Raw genomic sequence first — 17,723 nt, 5'->3', positions numbered from 1 at the left:
CAGCTTATTTGAAATAGGTGCCTACTTGAGTGCACTTCATTTTATACGATTCAATAAGTCTTCGTATTGATGCTCCGCTACTAATTGGCCACTGCTCAACTCATATACCCGGTCGCACTCCCGCAGGGTTGTAAGTCGGTGGGCTACTATCAAAATAGTTAAATCTATTTGACTTAGATTATTAATTGCCTCATTCACCTCCCGCTCTGTTTCGTTGTCGAGCGCGCTGGTAGCCTCATCCAGAATAAGCACCTGCGTTTGCTTATACAAAGCGCGTGCAATGCCAATACGCTGCCGCTGCCCACCCGATAGCTTAGAGCCTCGCTCACCAATAAAGGTATGCATTCCTTCTGGTAGAGAATCTACAAAGGTTTTCAAGGAAGCTTGTTCGATAGCATATAACAGGCGCTGCTCATTCGGGTTATCTTCACCTAGTGTAATGTTATCCCGGATGGACGCTTGCATCAGGAAAGTATCCTGCTTTACGTAGCCTATCAGTTGGTGCCAGGCATCGATATTTTGTGGCCCCAGCGGCACGCCATCTACCAATACTTTGCCTTGCTGTTCAGTATAAAAGCGCAGTAGCACATTCATCAGGGTAGTCTTGCCAGACCCCGAACTACCAATAAACCCTATCTTTTCCTTCTTCTTGATTGTGATATCAATACCGTTTAACGCTCGGTATGATTCATTCGGGAAACTAAACGTGAGGTTATCAAGTACCAAGTCTCGCTCAAACTTGAGCGGCTCTTGCACCGGGTGTACCTGCTCCTGCGAATCATCACCCTGGTGGCTTTCAATTTCATCCAAAAGATGCTGGTTACCCTTTATCGTTACCATAGAGGTAAGAATCCGATTGAGCGAAGGCATCAGGCGATAAGCGGCCGCCGCAAATAAGCCCACCAACGCTACTAAGCCGGAAGAGCCTTTATGCGTCACGATGGAGTAGAGCATAATAATTACTACCCCCGCTACTGCAGCCAACTCAATCACTTTTTGAGGAAACATCGAGTACACAAAGTTTTTAGCATCAAGCTCATAAACTTCTCCCTGCGCACGTAGTACTCCGCCTACAAACTTTTGCTGGCGGCGAGCAAGCTTTAACTCAACAAAGCCTGTAAATAAGTCATTTACGAAGCCAATGGAGATAGGCCATAAATCGTTGATGCGACTCTGAACTCCTTGTACCCGGCTCCGAACTACCCGGTAGGTTAACGCCATAGGTGGTACTAGCACTACCACCAAAAGAAGTATTAGAATCGGATTGTAGACTACCAAGCCCACCACAATACTAAAAGCAATAACACTTTCGGAAGCCATTGCTACCATTGGCCGCAACAGGTTGTAGAGAAAGCTATTGGGTACGTTGAGGGAGCTATTAATAAGCTTGCCCGACCCTAATTCGTTGAAATTCCAAAAGGTGAGACCCGAAAATTTAGTAAGCTGGCTTTTGATGACATCATAGCCCGTTTGCCCGGTAAATTGTGCCTGCACATAATTAACCCAGGAAGTAAAAACAGTTTTAAGAATAAAAAAAGCAATTACTCCCAACAATATTGTAATCAGAAAGCTTTGCTCTGATTGGAAATGAAAGGCATCATAAATAGTGCGAAAATACTTATTTTTGAAAACTCCACCTGGCTCGGCACACACTACTACGATAGGCACTAACGTAGCTAGACCAAATACTTCCAGAACAGAGGAAACAATTGACAATAGCATTACCATTATTGCCTTACGCTTCTGAGCAGGAGTTAAGAGCAAGCGGGTTACTCGAATTGAGCGAGCGAGCGCGCCTTCTCTACTTACATTATCCTTCATAATTAGTCAAATTTTCATTTATGGAGATAAGAAATTATTATTTCGCGCCTATGTTAAGGCTAATGCAGAAATATAAATCCATCTCTATTTCCTAGCCTACTATAGAGGTAAGCATAGTCAACATTTCACGGGCAGGATTTGCCTGTATTTGCTTAGAAGCGCGCTCAAAAGCTAATGTGCCCATTTGAGGCCATTTATCTTTCTGCGTCCAACATTGCTCTAGTGCCTGATTAAGCGAATCAGGTAAAGAGGCTTCTGCAATAAAGCCGGTAGCATTGTCCTCCAACCACTCCTTCACCAATCCTACATCGGTACTTACCACCGGCCTGCCACTTAGCATGGCTTCTACCAGAACCATTGGGCCCGACTCAATTCGCGAAGGGATGATAAGTATATGGTTGGTTCTCCAAATATCAGCACTATCTGCTAAATGACCATGAAAAGCAACTTTAGTGTCAAGCTTATAATAACTGACTAATTGCGCTAAATATGTTTGATCAGGGCCTTTACCATAAATATTCAACTGCCAATCTCGTGCTAACCAAGTAGGCCCACTAAGTACTTGCAAGAGCACATCGTGCCCCTTGCGGTCAACATCCAAACTAGCAACTACAGCTAATTGTGGCACTGCCTCCACTGGAAAGGGCATAGGCATTTGCACCGGCAAATTTAAGGGGTTTTGAACTATTTGGCTATTAGATAGTGATGTTGCCAATTGGCGTTCGAGTACAGCAGTTTGTGTTTTAGAGATAGTAAAAACGCGCTGAGCATGCTGATAAGCATTGAGGGTAGCTTGCCGTACCGTTTGAGTTAATTTAATAGGGTCGTTGTATAGATGGCAGATGATGACATAAGGAATAATATTAGAAGTTAGCCAATTCAAAATATCTGTTTTATAGATTATATCGTTAAATCCTCCTTGATTCACAAAAATTAAATCTGGCTTGAATTCTTGAAGCTTAACTAGCTCGGCTGACCGTGGACGTACTACACTTTGTACCCGGCGCAGAACACGCACGTACAGTTCAGGCCTATAAGAAGTTCGGTAGAAAAGTTGCGCACCCGCAGCTACTAAATCTAGTAATTGTGGTGCTGGAACAGAATGCTCATATGCCGTTATCAACACCTGATGACCTTCGGACAATGCAAGAGCAGCTGTTTTCGACCACAGCACTTCGCTCCCACCCCAAGGGGCATCATTCATAAGGGAAATAAAAGCAATCTTCATAGCAGGAAGGTTTACGTCAGCTAATCATAGCTGCTCCGTTGGAGCCATAGCTTCACCAACCAAAGGGTATCACGGTTGAATGGACTTACTAGTAAGCAACGGCTCAGATAAGTAATGATTACCCGTGCCGAAAAATTTGCTCGTATTATACGGCCCGTGAACTCCTGCAGAGCTCGCAACTCTATCGTAGTTTGCTGGGACGGGGTAAGACTTACCACTCCAAAAGGTAATTGGCCTTTACGTTTTTCTTGGTATTTTAAAGCATTATGCAACCACGACGTATTTACTGAACCTCGCGAGTGATGCTCAATTAATAAATCAAATGTTACGCATACACGCAAGCCATGCTTGAATAGCTCAGTACAATAGTCAACATCGTAAAAATGAAATTCTGAGAACGTCTGCGCATCAAATGGATACTGCTGCCACACTTCTTTGCGTGAGCACATCCATAAGCCATCTACTACTGCTACATCGGTTAGGCGCTGGCCTTCGGGATTGTGTAAGTCCATCTCGGTGTGGCCATCGGGAAAAACATTAAGTACGTTTTCTCGGCATAAATCGAGGCCGCAGCCCCACCAGGCAGCTGGTGCTGCTACTTGGTATTGACCACCGGTGATACCTAAAACGCCAATAGTAGAATCGCTTAAAATATCAACAACTACTTTGCCCCAGCCGGCAGTATGAAACCTGATATCCTCATGCATGAAGCATAGCAAATCATACTGCGCTTGTGCTGCACCAATATTATAAGCTTCACAAATTCCATAAAGGCCTTGACTATTATCAACCGATATAATCTCGTAAGCAATATTGATAGTGTTTGCAACACTATCACTGACTTTTATTAGGTCTCCTTTACTTCTACTACATATGATTAATGATACCATATAATTAAGTTCTTATAAGCCAATTAAGTTCTAGTAAACCATAGACTAACGAATTGAAAGTAGTTTAGTCTTAACAAGGCGCATCACTTGTGATAACGGCAAAGTTAAACTTATTACATTCAAATTGCGTCGCAAAAGGTAAAGCAATTTAAATAAATCAAATATAGTATAAATTTCCAAATATACGTTAAGCCAAGTAAACAACTTATCAATAGAACTACCGGACGAATTTGCCAACAAAATCGCATCTTCATCATCCTGAGTAAAAATTGCAGATTCGCCTGTTGTAATCTCTAATTTAGGGAATAAATCAATTTTAGCAAATGACTCTTTATATATTTCTAACAAGTATTTTTTCCACCCTTCTCCAATATAATTATCTTGAATTAATGCGTTACCTTTAGTAGCTATTTCTTTCCTAAAATTCAAATCATCAATTGCTTCTTGCATAAACTGAATCTGCTGAGCTTCAGTGGCTGGATGCTTAACCAAGCCTTTTAAAGATGGTTCATTTTCTACATTTAATGCACCAACAGGGGAAAAAGGCAAAACCGGAAAACAACCAAAATACATTGCTTCAAGCAAAGATGTATAAGAACTAAGTGGCATTGAATCTAAGTAAATATCTGCTGCCTCATAATACAACTTGGGATTAGTAATATGACCTAAAAGTTCAACTCTATCATTTATTTCAAAACCATGCTTTCTTAAATCATCGTTCACTGATAACCCTATGACTTTAACAAATACGTTTGGATTTTTATCTAATACTTGCTTAATAGTAAGGTAGTAATTATATTGGCCGGAAGGAATAAATTTATTTGAACTTGCTACTGTTAAAATGAGCAAATCATCATCTTTAATACCTAATTCTTTGCGTGCTATATTCTTAGACTTCCATTCAAAAGGTGGAAAGCTCAATGGAATGGGCAGCAACATAGCTCTTTGAGCCCCCCGTTTAACCATTACTGAATCTAAAGACAATACCCGATAACAAGCTACTATATCTGACAAAACAGACCCAAGCCAAAAGACGTGGTCAGCATGATTAATTGTTATCACTTGTGGTCTAGGCGTTGCGGCTAGTGCAGCTATTGGAATGCTATCATTAGGATGAATATGATAAAATACTTTATCTGCATAACTAGTTAAAATACTCTGCAAGCTTGCAACCTTTTCAACACGTGTTTTATTAGCTAGAGATATAACTTCTCCCCCACTTTTAGAAACCTCAGTACGTAACCAGTTTGGCATATCCTTCTCATACTGAGAAGTTAAAATAATAAAATGTGCTGAATTAATGTCTTCCTTAATAATATTGAGTAAAAATCGTGTGTGTCCACCAACTTCATATGTTTCCGTTGCAACGTGCACAACTTTTCGAGAAGACACTTTTCTTAACTCTGTGCTTTCATCTTTAGAAGCAGTTTCCCATATACTTTTTCCGATATTTAATGCCCACCTCTCTAGTCTAGGGTCATAAAATTTGCCAGGATGAATAGACCAAGCTAATGTGCCTAAAAAACTTATTCTTGCCAAAGCCTTCTCTGCATCTTTTACAGAAAAGTTGTTTGCCATAATATCAATACATGTTTCATAAATAATTTTACTCTGTTCGAGTAAAATAGTCTTATCTTTTAAATTTATCATGTAATGCAGATTTATAAGAAGTTAAATTTTTTTCTCCATAAAAGTGAAAGTAGAATCTTTATCGCTTACTGAAAAACCAGATTTTTTATATAAATTAATAGCGCGAATATTATCGTGCAGAACTTTTAAATAAATTTTAGTAATTCCTATGTGCTTAGCTGATTGAGCTATTTCCTCCATCATCCAACTACCTATTCCTTTACCCCAATAAGCTTTGTCACCAATATATCCCCAGTATTCACCTTCATTATAGGCTATATTTTTCAACCCCATTACTCCAATAGGAGTCTGATTGTATATAATACTAAAAATCAATAAATCTGTCCTAGTTGATAATTTTTCAAACCATTTATTTTGTGCCTCACGGTTTACTGAACTACTTGCAATTAAAGACTGTAATTCTGGGTCGTTTAGCCAAGTGAATGACAAGTCTAAAACGTTCTTATCAAAAGAACCCAATCTCAAGTCTTGAAATAGAATCATAAATAAAAAATGTTAATTTACAAAAGGCATTTTTCATAAACATCTATTAATTCCACTGTGGCCCCGAACCCTTCTTTCTGCGCTAAGAGACCACTATTTAATATGCCTTTAGCAGTTGATATCCCAAAGGAGAACCTGAGGAAATTGCCGTGAACTTCAGCAAGAATGTGCCCTAAAATAGCATCAACTGCTCCTACCTGCTTACCTCGTTCATTAGCTGATATATACTGTGTATGCGCAAACCCATGTAGCGGGTCCAGAAACAATACTACTCCTCCTACTACTGTTTCATCTAAACGAGCAACATATAACTTAATATTTTTTGGGTATTTTTGTTGAAGCAATATTATCTCTTTTTCTGAATGTGGAGGCTGCACACCATGTGTCTGCCATAAATTATCGATAAGCAGTGGCCAGAACGATTTAAAATCATTGCTACAATCAATTGTCAACCCTGATTTACGTGCTTTTCGAATATTATCTTTGCGTCCTTTACTGATATTCAGGGATTGGGTGAGGTCAATAACTGAGTTTAATTCGCGCCTTGTAAGCACAAAGTTATTCTGATGAAAATAAAAGATATTTGCTTCAGTAGCCTGCCGGCAGAATACTCTAGCTACAGGTTTAATTATTAGCTTTGAAAATCCCTCAGCTTGAAAAGCCTCAAGCAAAACCGAATAAGCTTCTTCAAGCACTGGGTACTTTAACTCTGTTGCCACTACCAAGCCACCGTAAGTAAGCCCAGGGTGGGCTACTAGCGTTTGAAGTTCGAGGGTATTCCGAACTCGGCCAGCTACAAATACGGCTACTAGCTCCTTTCCACGCCAGAGCAAATACGAAAAATCTTCAAAGCGGTCAGCATGATATTCCATAAAGCCCCGCCGGAACAAGAATGTACCATTTACGGAATGGTCAATTAACTTGTCCCAATCTTCTGCATCAGACGCTGTGTAACGACGAGCTTCAAGCATTTTTTGCACCTGTGTAATCATACAAATTATAGCATATACCTTATAATTTAATACGTTTCTTTAATTGCTGGAAATCTGCATAATCACGTATATAATCAGCTTCTTCATATTCTTTCGATGCCAAACACATTAATACAGCATTGTGCGAAAACTTAATAGTTCGCCAATAACCTTTAGGAATATACAATCCTATATTAGGGGAATCAAGTACAAATAATTCTTCTTTTCCATCTGAATCTTCTAACAGGAATTCAATTCGACCGCTAGTAGCAAATATCATTTGCTCTAAATCATAGTGCGCATGATGACCCCTAATTACAGAGTCAGGCGTAAAATAGGTCCAGTAAACGCGCTGTATTGTAAAGGGAAGGTTACTATTTTCACCAACGGTGATATAACCTAACGCGGGCGAACCTATTTTGGAAAACTCAATTAATCTAGGGCCAGACATAAGCTTAGCGAAAACTATAAATACATTAATTATACTAAGCGCCAAAGAAGGAGCGAATTGCAGTCGCCACTATTTCTACATTTTCCTTGCTCAAGCCTGGCCACATGGGTAGGCTTAGGCAAGTAGCTGCTAGCTTTTCCGCAATCGGCAGCGCACCATTGGGAATGTTCAAGTCTTGGTAAGCTTGCTGGCGGTGGGGCGGCACTGGGTAGTGAATCATGGAGCCAATACCCTGGGCAGCCAAGTGCTTTTGTAGCTCGTCGCGCTGCTCGGTATGCACTACATACAAATGGTAGACGTGGGTAGCCCCGGCAGCAATCGCTGGCAGTTGCAACCCAGTAATGCCGCTCAGCAGTTCATCATACCAGGCTGCCACCTGCTGGCGCTGGCTAGTCCAGGAGAGTAAGTGCTGGAGCTTGATGCGCAACACAGCCGCTTGCAGTTCGTCCAGGCGCGAATTATAGCCCACTACCTCATTGTAGTATTTCTGTTGCGAGCCATAGTTGCGCAGCACACGCACGCTAGCGGCTAGCTCAGCATCATTAGTAGTTACGGCGCCCGCATCGCCCAGCGCTCCTAGGTTTTTACCAGGGTAGAAACTTGTTCCGTTGATGTGGCCAAAGCTACCGGTTAGCTGCCCATCGAAAGTGGCACCTTGCGACTGCGCATTGTCTTCCACCACGTAGAGCCCATGCTGCTGGGCCAACGCCATTATTTCTGGCATGCGGCAGGCCTGTCCATACAAGTGTACGGGCATAATTGCCCGCGTGCGCGGCGTAATAGCAGCCGCAATTAGCTCAGGGTTGAGATTGCTGGTGGTAGGGTCTGGCTCTACGGGCACTGGGGTAGCTCCTACCTGCGTTACAGCTAGCCAAGTAGCGATGTAGGTATTAGATGGTACAATGACTTCATCGCCCGGCCCTATGGCAAGCGCCCGCAGGGCGAATACCAGCGCATCGAGCCCATTAGCTACACCTACCGTTTGCGCCACTTGGTTGAAGGCAGCGTATTCCTTTTCAAATTGAGCTACTTCTTCCCCAAGCACATACCAATACGAGTCGTAGACGCGAGCCATCGCAGCTAGTATGTCTTCCCGAATCGGTTGGTGCTGACTCTGAAATGCCAGAAAAGGAATTGGAGCGTTACTCATAAAGCAAATCTTAAAGCGGACAGTTTAGCTAGTTCGAAGAGAATAATGTTGAGGTAATACCTTTTTTAAATCAACGGCAATCCTGCTAGCTTACCCAAGCTACTAACAGGAATTATGCAAAGGTATGATTTGGAGAGGCTACGCTTGGAGGGCAGGCAGTAGCTGGCGTTGTTGCAGGGCCCCGATAAGCTGGGCAGTCCACTGGTCCCAATTCAAGGTGCTTTCGTATTGCTGGCGACTCTGTTCACGTAACTGGCGGTACTGGGCTGGGTTTGCCAACACATGCTGCATATGTTGGGCAAAGTCTTGGCCAGTAGCCGCCAGGGGCAGCATGTAGCCATTCACTCCCTGTTGAACAAAACTACTGATACCGCCAACATCGGTGGTATATACGGGCAGCCCGAAGGCATTGGCATCACAAAAAGCAATAGCAGCGCACTCGGCGCGCGAAGGCATCAAAAAAAAGTCAGCCGTACTGAATAGTTCGCTTAGGGCCGCCTGGTCGGCGGCTACCCCCATATTTAGAAAAGGGATGGTGCGAAAGCCGGGATTAGCATAGTTTTCAGGGTCGGGCGGGGCGCATCCCACTACCGTAAGCGTAGCCGGAATACCACGCTGCTGCAAGGCAACCATGGTATCGTACGCTATTGGCCCGCCCTTGCGCAACCACTCCCCTCCCAGCAAGAATAATCGGCAAGTGCCATCAGCCGCTGGCTCGTGGCGCAGGGCTTGCTGCCGGGTGGGGGGGTAGGGGTAGTTGGAGCCGAAGGGAATAACGGCCAGCTTAGCAGCAGGAGCGCCATAATCCTGGCGAGCCGACTGCGCAGCCCATTCCGACGAATAGCACACCAGGCTAGCCTGGGTCAGGGCCTTATGTTCCAGGTGATGCAGTTCGGCTTTGCTGGCGCCCAGCAGCCCGCTAAGCCCAGGGTAAAAATCGATAAGTTGCGTCAGGGTCGAATCCTCGATGTATACAATAGGAACTTCGGTACGCAGATAAGCGATTTCGGTAAAGGATGCTGGCGCTACGAGTAAGTCGAATCGCTGCCGGGCCAGTTTGCGCCCAAATACCCAAGCATACCAGCGGGCTACCGCAAGGCTCGAACCATATTGGTAGCGCTTGCCCGTCAGTGGCTTTATCAGCCAGCTATTGAGGCGGTCGCCAAGAGCAAAAGGCAACCGCATATTTACTGGGCCAAGCGCTACAACGTCACCTAAGTTTCGTTCGAGCGCTTTAAAGATAGAATAGTGCACTCCTGACCAAGAGCGCCGATTAAGCGGGTCAGTGCTCGTAACAAAGCCAATACGTAGGCGAGGATAAGGGCTGCTAGACATCAGTAAAAATCGAAGAGCAGGGTTTAAATATACCTAACCCTTACTACAAAAACAGTTTCCTTACTGACCTAAGCGCTGGTAATTTATCCAATACCATTCCCATGTACGGTGCAAATCCTGCTCAAAAGAGGAGGTGGGCTGCCAGCCAGTATGCTCGCGAAGCTTAGTCGAATCGAGAATATTAATTTTTACATCAAACGGCCGTTCCGGTAGTACCTCAATCCGGGGGCTTAATCCGTGGGCCTTAGCTAAGGGCAACAATACTTCTAACACTTTCCGATTGCTATAACCTTGGCCACTACCCATATTATACACTTCGCCGGGCTGCCCACTTACTAGAGCGGCCACAATGCCACGAGCCATATCTCGCACGTGCAAATAATCGCGGATAGTACCTTCTTGCCCGAAAAGACTAAGAGTACGGCCATCCAAAAGGGAGGCAATAGCGGTGCCAATAAAACCCTGCCCAGCATATACCCGCTGGCCTGCCCCAAAGGCATTAGCCGGCCGCACACACACGATAGGCATTTGGCTTATATGGTAATACAAGTGCGCATACTTCTCAATTGCCAGCTTGGTAATGCCGTAGGGAGAAATGGGGTTGGTGGGGTGCTCTTCCGTTAGGGGCACGGTTTGGGCTGGCCCGTAAACAGTGCCTCCCGAAGAAATCCACACAAATTTTCGCAGAGGCTGGCGGGCAGCCAATTCAAATAAGCGTACAGCCTCTGGCACGTTGACCAGGATATCATTTACTGGATTAGTAAAACTTGTCTGGGGCACCGTAGCATACGCCAAATCGATTACCTCATCGCTATTACTCAGCGTCTGAGTTAATAGCTCAGCTGTTGCTTCGGGCGGATGCTGCACATAGTGTACACCCGGTGGCAAAAAAGGGGCGGCTTCCTCACGGCCAACAACCAGTACCTCTCGATTGCCCAACAGCAATAATTCTTCTACTACTGCTCGCCCAATAAAACCAGTTCCACCTATTACACAAGTTTTTAACATACTGTAAATTAATTACCTTCCTTTAATTGCGTCATACGGCTATATCTACAACGCCTAGTAGCGCGCTAATTCACTGTGCTACCAAAGCCAGTTTCAATAAAATACTATCCTCCAGCATAGCCGCTCCACTCCCTACTTGCCCCGGCTCAGTGCAGTAATGGGCAGCCTCGAGCTAGCTTTTCCTTGCTGACTACTAGCAAAGTTGTCTATCACAAAGTACCGATAAAATGAACGCCACTTGCCACTATTTAATAGTCAGCATTAAATAGCGTTAACAGACCCTTTCTCAAATAGTTGACGGCTTGAGGGTTGCAGTATACCAGGTGCTTGTGCTGCAGTAAAGGGGTAGGGCTTATACTCCCTGGCTACCCTACCAGCCAAGTTAGCTTAAAAATTATTACAGCTATCGCACTCACTACCTACAGCTACGTTGCTTGCGCTAACACTCGCTAAATAGCCAAGCGCAAGACATAAAGCGAACTTCCACAATAGCTACTCAACAGATGCATTTACCTGTCCAAGGTAGCCTGGTGTTAAAGAGGTAAGTCAATTTTAGGATTATGGGAATCGGATTAATTTCCCCAGCCTACCAACCAAACACCCTAATATAGCCTACCTCCTTCACAAGCAGACATATGCACATACAGCAAAACGTAAGCCCATAATGAAGCGACATTTCTGCCGCAAAAAACATCAGCAGTTAGCTTGGCTAGCTACTTCGCTACCAAGCTAACTGCTGATGCCACCCTACTTCACGTGTTCTTTGAAGTACTCTAGCGTCCGGCGTAAGCCTTCGGCGCGGTCTACTTTAGGCTCCCAACCCAGGATTTCCTGGGCTTTGGTGATGTCCGGCCGACGCTTCATGGGGTCGTTTTCGGGCAGGGCCTGGTAGGTAGGCTTGAACTCTACCCCGGTTAGCTTGGCAATCTCTTCGCCAAACTCCTTGATGGTGATTTCGGCAGGATTGCCGATGTTCACTGGCATATGGTAGTCGCTGAGCAGCAACCGATAAATGCCATCTACCAAGTCATCGACGTAGCAGAACGAGCGCGTTTGGGAGCCATCACCAAATACCGTTAGGTTCTCGCCCCGCAGGGCCTGCGATAGGAAAGCAGGCAATACGCGGCCGTCGTCCAAGCGCATGCGGGGGCCATAGGTATTGAAGATGCGGATGATGCGCGTTTCCAGGCCGTGGTGGTTGTGGTAAGCCATAGTAATGGCTTCCTGGAAGCGCTTGGCTTCGTCGTAGCAGCCACGCGGCCCCACCGGGTTCACGTTGCCCCAGTATTCTTCTACCTGCGGGTGAACTTCTGGGTCGCCATATACTTCGGACGTGCTGGCAATCAGCATACGAGCACCTTTTACGCGAGCCAGCCCCAGCAGATTGTGAGTGCCCAGCGAACCTACCTTCAGAGTCTGAATCGGAATCTTGAGGTAGTCGATTGGCGAGGCCGGCGAAGCAAAGTGCAGAATGTAGTCGAGCTTGCCCGGCACAAACACGAATTTGCTTACGTCGTGGTGATGAAACTCGAAATCCTCGCGCTTGAACAGGTGCTCAATATTAGAGAGGTCGCCCGTAATCAGGTTGTCCATCGCAATAACGTGGTAACCTTCGGCCAAAAACCGGTCGCAGAGGTGCGAGCCGAGGAAACCGGCTCCGCCGGTGATGAGTACGCGCTTTTTTTCTTGACTGTCAGCCATTAGAATCTAGCTATAAGGTGCTGCTTAAAAAGAGAGGGGGTAGGGCAGTGAGGCTTTAAGCTACCGGCTCGGGGTGGTCGGTACGAATACCGATGCAGTGGTACACAAACCCTACTTCCTTCATTTCGGCGGGGTCGTAAATGTTACGGCCGTCGAAAATCACTTTTTGCTTGAGCAAACGCCCTACTACCTCAAAGGAGGGCGACCGAAACTCGGGCCACTCCGTTACAACTAGTAGTGCATCGGCATCTACCAACGCCTCAAACTGGTCTTTAGCGTAGGTAATGGTATCGCCCAACGTATGCTTGGCTTCTTTGATGGAAACGGGGTCGTATGCCGATACGGTACAGCCTTCAGCCAAGAGCTTTTCGATAATCACCAACGACGGCGCTTCGCGCATATCATCAGTTTTGGGTTTAAAGGATAGGCCCCAGATAGCGAAATGCTTACCCTTTAAGTCGTTGCCAAAGTGCTTCTTAACTTTATTAAAGAGCACTTCTTTTTGCGCTTCGTTAACGCCCTCTACCGCTTGCAGTACTTGCATCTGGTAGCCATTTTCCTGGGCAGTCTTTATCAGCGCTTTCACATCTTTTGGGAAGCACGAACCACCGTAGCCAATACCGGGATAGATGAATTTCGTGCCAATACGCGCATCGGAACCGATACCTTGGCGCACTTTATTCACATCAGCTCCCATTATTTCGCACAGGTTAGCGATGTCGTTCATGAACGAAATTTTCGTCGCTAGCATAGAGTTAGCGGCGTATTTCGTCATTTCAGCCGACGGAATATCCATGAAGATAATCGGGTGGCCATTGAGCAAGAACGGCTTGTAGAGGCGACGCATTACCTCTTCAGCCCGCTCGGAGCTGATGCCTACCACAATGCGGTCGGGCTTGAGGAAGTCGTCGATAGCAGCACCTTCTTTGAGGAATTCCGGGTTGGAAGCAACGTCAAACTCTACTGATTCGCTGCGCTTAGCCAGCGCGCCTTCTATCTCAGCGCGAACTTTAGCAGCGGTGCCAACCGGTACTGTGCTTTTGGTGACGATGACGCAGTAATTGCTCATGTTTTCGCCAATGCCGCGGGCTACTGCGAGCACATACTTCAAATCGGCCGAGCCGTCCTCACCGGGAGGAGTACCTACTGCGATAAAGGCTACATCTGCATCCTTGATGCTTTCAGCCAGCGAAGTCGAGAAATGCAAGCGTCCCTTTTGCACGTTGCGAGACACCATCTCCTCCAACCCTGGCTCATAAATCGGCAAGATGCCGTTACGCAGGTTGGTGATTTTTTTCTCATCAATGTCAATACAGGTAACATCAATGCCGACTTCGGCAAAGCATGTTCCTGTTACAAGCCCGACGTAGCCGGTACCCACAACAGCGATTTTCATAAGCAGTTAGGTAAAGCGAAGATGCAAAAAGGTGTTTTTAGTTGAGAACAAGCAAATTAAGCTACCATGTAGCGTTTCCACCAATACTGGAACACGAGCAGCCCCCAAATTCGGGCATGAGCATCGCCAGGATTAGCAGAAAATAATTGTTTTTTAAGCTTTTGCACGGTACTAACGTCGAAGATACCTTGGCTAGCTACAAAGTCATCGGCAAGCAAGTCTTGCTCGATAAGTGGACGCAACTCGCCCCGCATCCACTTTAGCAGAGGCACTTCGAAGCCGTGTTTGGGGCGGTCATACAGTTCTGGGGGTAGCATAGGCCGGAAAGCATCCTGCACAATTTTCTTTTTCATAGTGCCATCAACCTTGCTACTCACTGGGAGAGAGAAAGCGAAATTGACCACCTTGTAGTCTAGAAAAGGCGTGCGCACTTCCAGCGAGTTCGCCATGCTCATCAGGTCAACCTTCGTGAGCATGTCGTAAGGCAGCACTAACTGAGTATCAGTCAGTAAGACCTCATTGAGGTCGCCGTCGGCGTGAATATTCTCTAGAATATCCTTCCGGCGCTTGGTAGCTAGCTTTTTATCAACTTTGCGCCGGCTGGCGGGGCTGAGCAAATCTGTAGCTTCTTTTTCGGAAGCAAAGCTGGCCCAATCCCAGTACCGGTCTTTAGGGCCGCTGAGCATGCCCCGCGAAAAGCGCTGAAACTGACGTATTTTATTGCCAAAATACGAGTTGCGCGACTTAGGCAGAATATCCCAGAGTAGGTTCAGGCCGGTTACGGCTTCGGCTTTGAAGCCGCCTTGCCGCACCCGAAAATCACCCATGTGCTTGTTGTAGCCGCCAAAAATCTCGTCCGCGCCATCGCCACTAAGGGCTACCGTGACATGCTGCCGGGTGCGCTGTGAAAGCACGTGCACAGCCAAAGCAGAAGAATCGGCAAAAGGCTCGTCGAAATAGTCAAGCATCTGAAAAAGATGCTCATATAAGTCATTATTGCTTAGCGAAAACACCGTGTGGTTGGTGTTGTGCATTTTCGCTACTAGGTTAGCATACTTGGTTTCGTCGAAGAAAGGCTCGTCGCGGAAACCAATGCTAAAGGTATTGAGGTGCGGCGTGTGGCGCGTGGCCAAGGCTGTTACCACGCTCGAGTCGATGCCGCCGCTCAAGAACGACCCCAGCGGCACGTCGGACACGAGACGGCGCTCCACGGCCTCATCCATCAGCGAAACCAGCTTTTTCTGCTGCTCGTCGTAGGTTAGCTTGTTTTTGGATACCTTCTTGGGGTCATATGGAATCTTGTACCAGCGCTTGCGCACCACTTTATCGCCCTGAATAAACAGGTAGTGACCCGGCAGTAACTTCTTGATGCCCTTGAAGATGGTAGAAGGACCTGGGATGTAATTGAGCTGCAAGTACTGGCTCAGAGCCACGTAGTCTAGTTTGCGCGGCACACCCAGCGCCAGCAGTGACTTTAACTCGGAGCCGAACAGCAACTGGTTTTCATCGCGGTAGATATGCAGCGGCTTAACGCCATAGCGGTCGCGGGCGATGAACAGCGAGTTCTCTTCCTTGTCGTAGATAGCAAAACCAAAAAAACCGTTAAGCTTCTTGATAAAGCTACGGCCTTCACTAATATACAAGTTCAGGATAACCTCCGTATCAGTCTGTGAGTGAAAGTGGTAGCCTTTACGCACCAGTTTTTCGCGCAGCTCGCGGAAGTTGAAAATCTCGCCGTTGAAGACAATCGTATAGCGTCCCGAGGCATCCGTCATCGGCTGGTTGCCATCGGCCGAAAGGTCGAGAATGGCCAGCCGCCGAAAGCCCAGGCCCACACAGTCGTAGACGAAGTGACCCTGCGAGTCGGGCCCCCGCCGCACGATGGCATCGGTAGCCGCTTGTAAACGAGAAAGGGCCGAGCGGCCAGAGTCGGAGAAGGCGTAAGCGCCGGTTATTCCACACATAGCTAGTGGGCAAAGATACACGGCGGCTAGGCTTGCTAAACTGCCGTACTCCGATGAAAGGTATTAAAACCTGAATTTTAACCTTGGCGCAACTTACAGCCCGTTGGTGTAGTACAGCCTGAAGCCAATGGATGATTGGCTTCTTTTTCGTTTCTTCCACGCCCCTACCCCATGGATTTACAGCAACAGTTTGATGCCGCCGTGCAGCAAGTAAATAACTTACCCGCCGACACCGCGCCTCAGCACATGACCGAGCTTTACGGCCTCTATAAGCAGGCGACAGAAGGAGATGTGAATATGAAAAGCGGCGAAGTTGACGCCGACGCGGCCGACCAGGCCAATGGCCCTGCTGGCCTTTCCCAGGCCCAGTGGGACTCGTGGGACAAGTTTAAGGGGGTAGGCGAGGAAGAGGCCAAGCGACGCTACGTGGCCAAGGTAGCTGAAATAACCGGCAACCAAGATGGCGACACTGAAGCAGGCACCGTGCCAACTGACGCGCTTACCAATGCCCCAGAAGCACCTGATGCACCCTTACCTAGCATCAGTGAAAACGATACAACGGCGCAGCAGCCTGGTTTCGGCCCTGGCCAGGCAACAGCAGGCGGCCTGCGCGGCGATATTACAGCCGGCGCTCCCTATGGCGGCGAAAACGAGTTGAAAGGTGCGCAATAGTACTTTCTTCCAAATTCCCAGATTTACAAGAACTTACGGTACAGATTAAACAAAATACGACGGTCTTGTTCCGTCAACACCGGGCTAACATCGGTTTGCACGAAGTGCCGCTTGAAGGCAGCAATAGCGGCAGGTAAATCCTGCGTGTCGTAACCGATGATACGCAAGGCTTCACGGGGAGTAATACCAACCCCTACCCCCCCGGTAGAGTCGGAGGCAAAGGGTGCGGCCGTGCTATCAGTTAGTACGGCTGCATCGTACCATAGACCAAAGCCGTGGGTAGCCAACTGCTGCCACGGGAAGAGAATACTAGGGTCATTTTTTCGCATGGGTGCGATATCGCCATGGCCAATAAAGTTGGCTGCTGGAATATTGTACGTACGCTTTAACAACGTTAGCACTCGCAACAAGCTTTGCACTTGGGCAGGTGCAAAAGGCTCAGTGCCATCATTATCCAGCTCAATGCCAATGGATACTGAATTGATATCCGTTGTATTTCCCCAGCGTGCTATCCCCCCATGCCACGCTCGGAGGTAATCATTCAGCATGTGGTAGGCTTGGCCATCGCGGCCAATAACATAGTGAGCACTCACTTGCGTTTTAAGCAGCGTAAAGGTCCTTAGTGTTTGCTCTGTACTATGCTGGGCCGTGTGATGAATAATGACATAATTGGGCTTACGCAAGTTGAAGTTGGTCGTACCTACCCAATAAGGTGCCGCTGGCAGGCTGTCGGCGGCGAGCTTGGGTTGCGTTCGTAGTTCACGCGCTAAAGCCTTCACTTGCTGCCGGTAAAACCGATTAGTTGTCGCGTAGGGATTGCGCACGCAGGAAGTAGCCAATAAGCTAACCAGAACGAGTGTGGCGATAGAATTTTGGGCCATAATGAGAGGCTACTTACCAATCTACTAAGTCAATACAGAACAGCTAAATAAAAAAGAACGTCATGCTGAGCTTGCCGAAGCATCTCGCTCAAATCGTTGGATTACTACCCCTCCGATTTCGA

At 46.7% G+C, this 17,723-nt stretch carries 15 protein-coding genes; 1 reads left to right on the top strand and 14 read right to left on the bottom strand.

Annotated elements, in window-relative coordinates; translation table 11 throughout:
* Window positions 1–36: 36 nt before the first annotated feature.
* The 13 genes from GO988_RS21875 to asnB form a co-directional block, all read right to left on the bottom strand.
* The gene (locus GO988_RS21875; protein WP_157569667.1) at window positions 37–1,821 is read right to left on the bottom strand and encodes an ABC transporter ATP-binding protein; all 1,785 of its coding nucleotides are present in this window, start codon (window positions 1,819–1,821) and stop codon (window positions 37–39) included.
* A 91-nt stretch (window positions 1,822–1,912) separates the two neighbouring features.
* On the bottom strand, window positions 1,913–3,049 hold the full coding sequence (locus GO988_RS21870) for a glycosyltransferase (RefSeq protein ID WP_157569665.1): 1,137 nt from the start codon (window positions 3,047–3,049) through the stop codon (window positions 1,913–1,915).
* Window positions 3,050–3,069: 20 nt separating this feature from the next.
* Entirely contained in the window at window positions 3,070–3,939 is an 870-nt protein-coding gene (locus tag GO988_RS21865) for a glycosyltransferase (RefSeq protein WP_157569663.1), read from the bottom strand.
* Window positions 3,940–3,984: 45 nt separating this feature from the next.
* Window positions 3,985–5,589, bottom strand: coding sequence for a glycosyltransferase family protein (locus GO988_RS21860; protein WP_157569661.1), 1,605 nt, complete (start codon window positions 5,587–5,589; stop codon window positions 3,985–3,987).
* 21 nt (window positions 5,590–5,610) lie between these two features.
* Complete coding sequence (locus tag GO988_RS21855) at window positions 5,611–6,072, bottom strand: GNAT family N-acetyltransferase (RefSeq protein WP_157569659.1); 462 nt, start codon at window positions 6,070–6,072, stop codon at window positions 5,611–5,613.
* Window positions 6,073–6,089: 17 nt separating this feature from the next.
* Complete coding sequence (locus GO988_RS21850) at window positions 6,090–7,064, bottom strand: GNAT family N-acetyltransferase (RefSeq protein WP_157569657.1); 975 nt, start codon at window positions 7,062–7,064, stop codon at window positions 6,090–6,092.
* A 19-nt stretch (window positions 7,065–7,083) separates the two neighbouring features.
* The gene (locus GO988_RS21845; RefSeq protein ID WP_157569655.1) at window positions 7,084–7,494 is read right to left on the bottom strand and encodes a sugar 3,4-ketoisomerase; all 411 of its coding nucleotides are present in this window, start codon (window positions 7,492–7,494) and stop codon (window positions 7,084–7,086) included.
* A 34-nt stretch (window positions 7,495–7,528) separates the two neighbouring features.
* Window positions 7,529–8,644, bottom strand: coding sequence for a DegT/DnrJ/EryC1/StrS family aminotransferase (locus GO988_RS21840; protein WP_157569653.1), 1,116 nt, complete (start codon window positions 8,642–8,644; stop codon window positions 7,529–7,531).
* A gap of 138 nt (window positions 8,645–8,782) precedes the next feature.
* The gene (locus tag GO988_RS21835) at window positions 8,783–9,829 is read right to left on the bottom strand and encodes a glycosyltransferase family 4 protein (protein WP_198172992.1); all 1,047 of its coding nucleotides are present in this window, start codon (window positions 9,827–9,829) and stop codon (window positions 8,783–8,785) included.
* 210 nt (window positions 9,830–10,039) lie between these two features.
* Window positions 10,040–10,987: an NAD-dependent epimerase/dehydratase family protein gene (locus tag GO988_RS21830; RefSeq protein ID WP_157569649.1), complete on the bottom strand. Its 948-nt coding sequence runs from the start codon at window positions 10,985–10,987 to the stop codon at window positions 10,040–10,042.
* A gap of 747 nt (window positions 10,988–11,734) precedes the next feature.
* On the bottom strand, window positions 11,735–12,688 hold the full coding sequence (locus GO988_RS21825) for a UDP-glucuronic acid decarboxylase family protein (RefSeq protein ID WP_157569648.1): 954 nt from the start codon (window positions 12,686–12,688) through the stop codon (window positions 11,735–11,737).
* A gap of 55 nt (window positions 12,689–12,743) precedes the next feature.
* The gene (locus GO988_RS21820) at window positions 12,744–14,084 is read right to left on the bottom strand and encodes a UDP-glucose dehydrogenase family protein (protein ID WP_157569645.1); all 1,341 of its coding nucleotides are present in this window, start codon (window positions 14,082–14,084) and stop codon (window positions 12,744–12,746) included.
* A 56-nt stretch (window positions 14,085–14,140) separates the two neighbouring features.
* Window positions 14,141–16,048 carry an asparagine synthase (glutamine-hydrolyzing) gene (gene asnB / locus GO988_RS21815; protein WP_157569643.1) on the bottom strand — a complete coding sequence of 636 codons (1,908 nt, stop codon included), beginning with the start codon at window positions 16,046–16,048 and terminating at the stop codon, window positions 14,141–14,143.
* A gap of 171 nt (window positions 16,049–16,219) precedes the next feature.
* On the opposite strand from asnB, the gene GO988_RS21810 reads away from it, so the two are divergent.
* Window positions 16,220–16,720: an acyl-CoA-binding protein gene (locus GO988_RS21810; RefSeq protein WP_157569641.1), complete on the top strand. Its 501-nt coding sequence runs from the start codon at window positions 16,220–16,222 to the stop codon at window positions 16,718–16,720.
* A 23-nt stretch (window positions 16,721–16,743) separates the two neighbouring features.
* Here the strand turns inward: GO988_RS21810 and GO988_RS21805 are convergent, their stop codons facing one another.
* On the bottom strand, window positions 16,744–17,601 hold the full coding sequence (locus GO988_RS21805) for an N-acetylmuramoyl-L-alanine amidase (protein ID WP_157569639.1): 858 nt from the start codon (window positions 17,599–17,601) through the stop codon (window positions 16,744–16,746).
* Window positions 17,602–17,723 lie beyond the last annotated feature (122 nt).

Origin of the sequence: Hymenobacter ginkgonis, assembly GCF_009755225.1 — a bacterium.
Classification (GTDB): domain Bacteria; phylum Bacteroidota; class Bacteroidia; order Cytophagales; family Hymenobacteraceae; genus Hymenobacter; species Hymenobacter ginkgonis.
The sequence above is the reverse complement of the archived record's forward strand: the minus strand, read 5'-3'. Positions and strand labels throughout refer to the sequence as shown.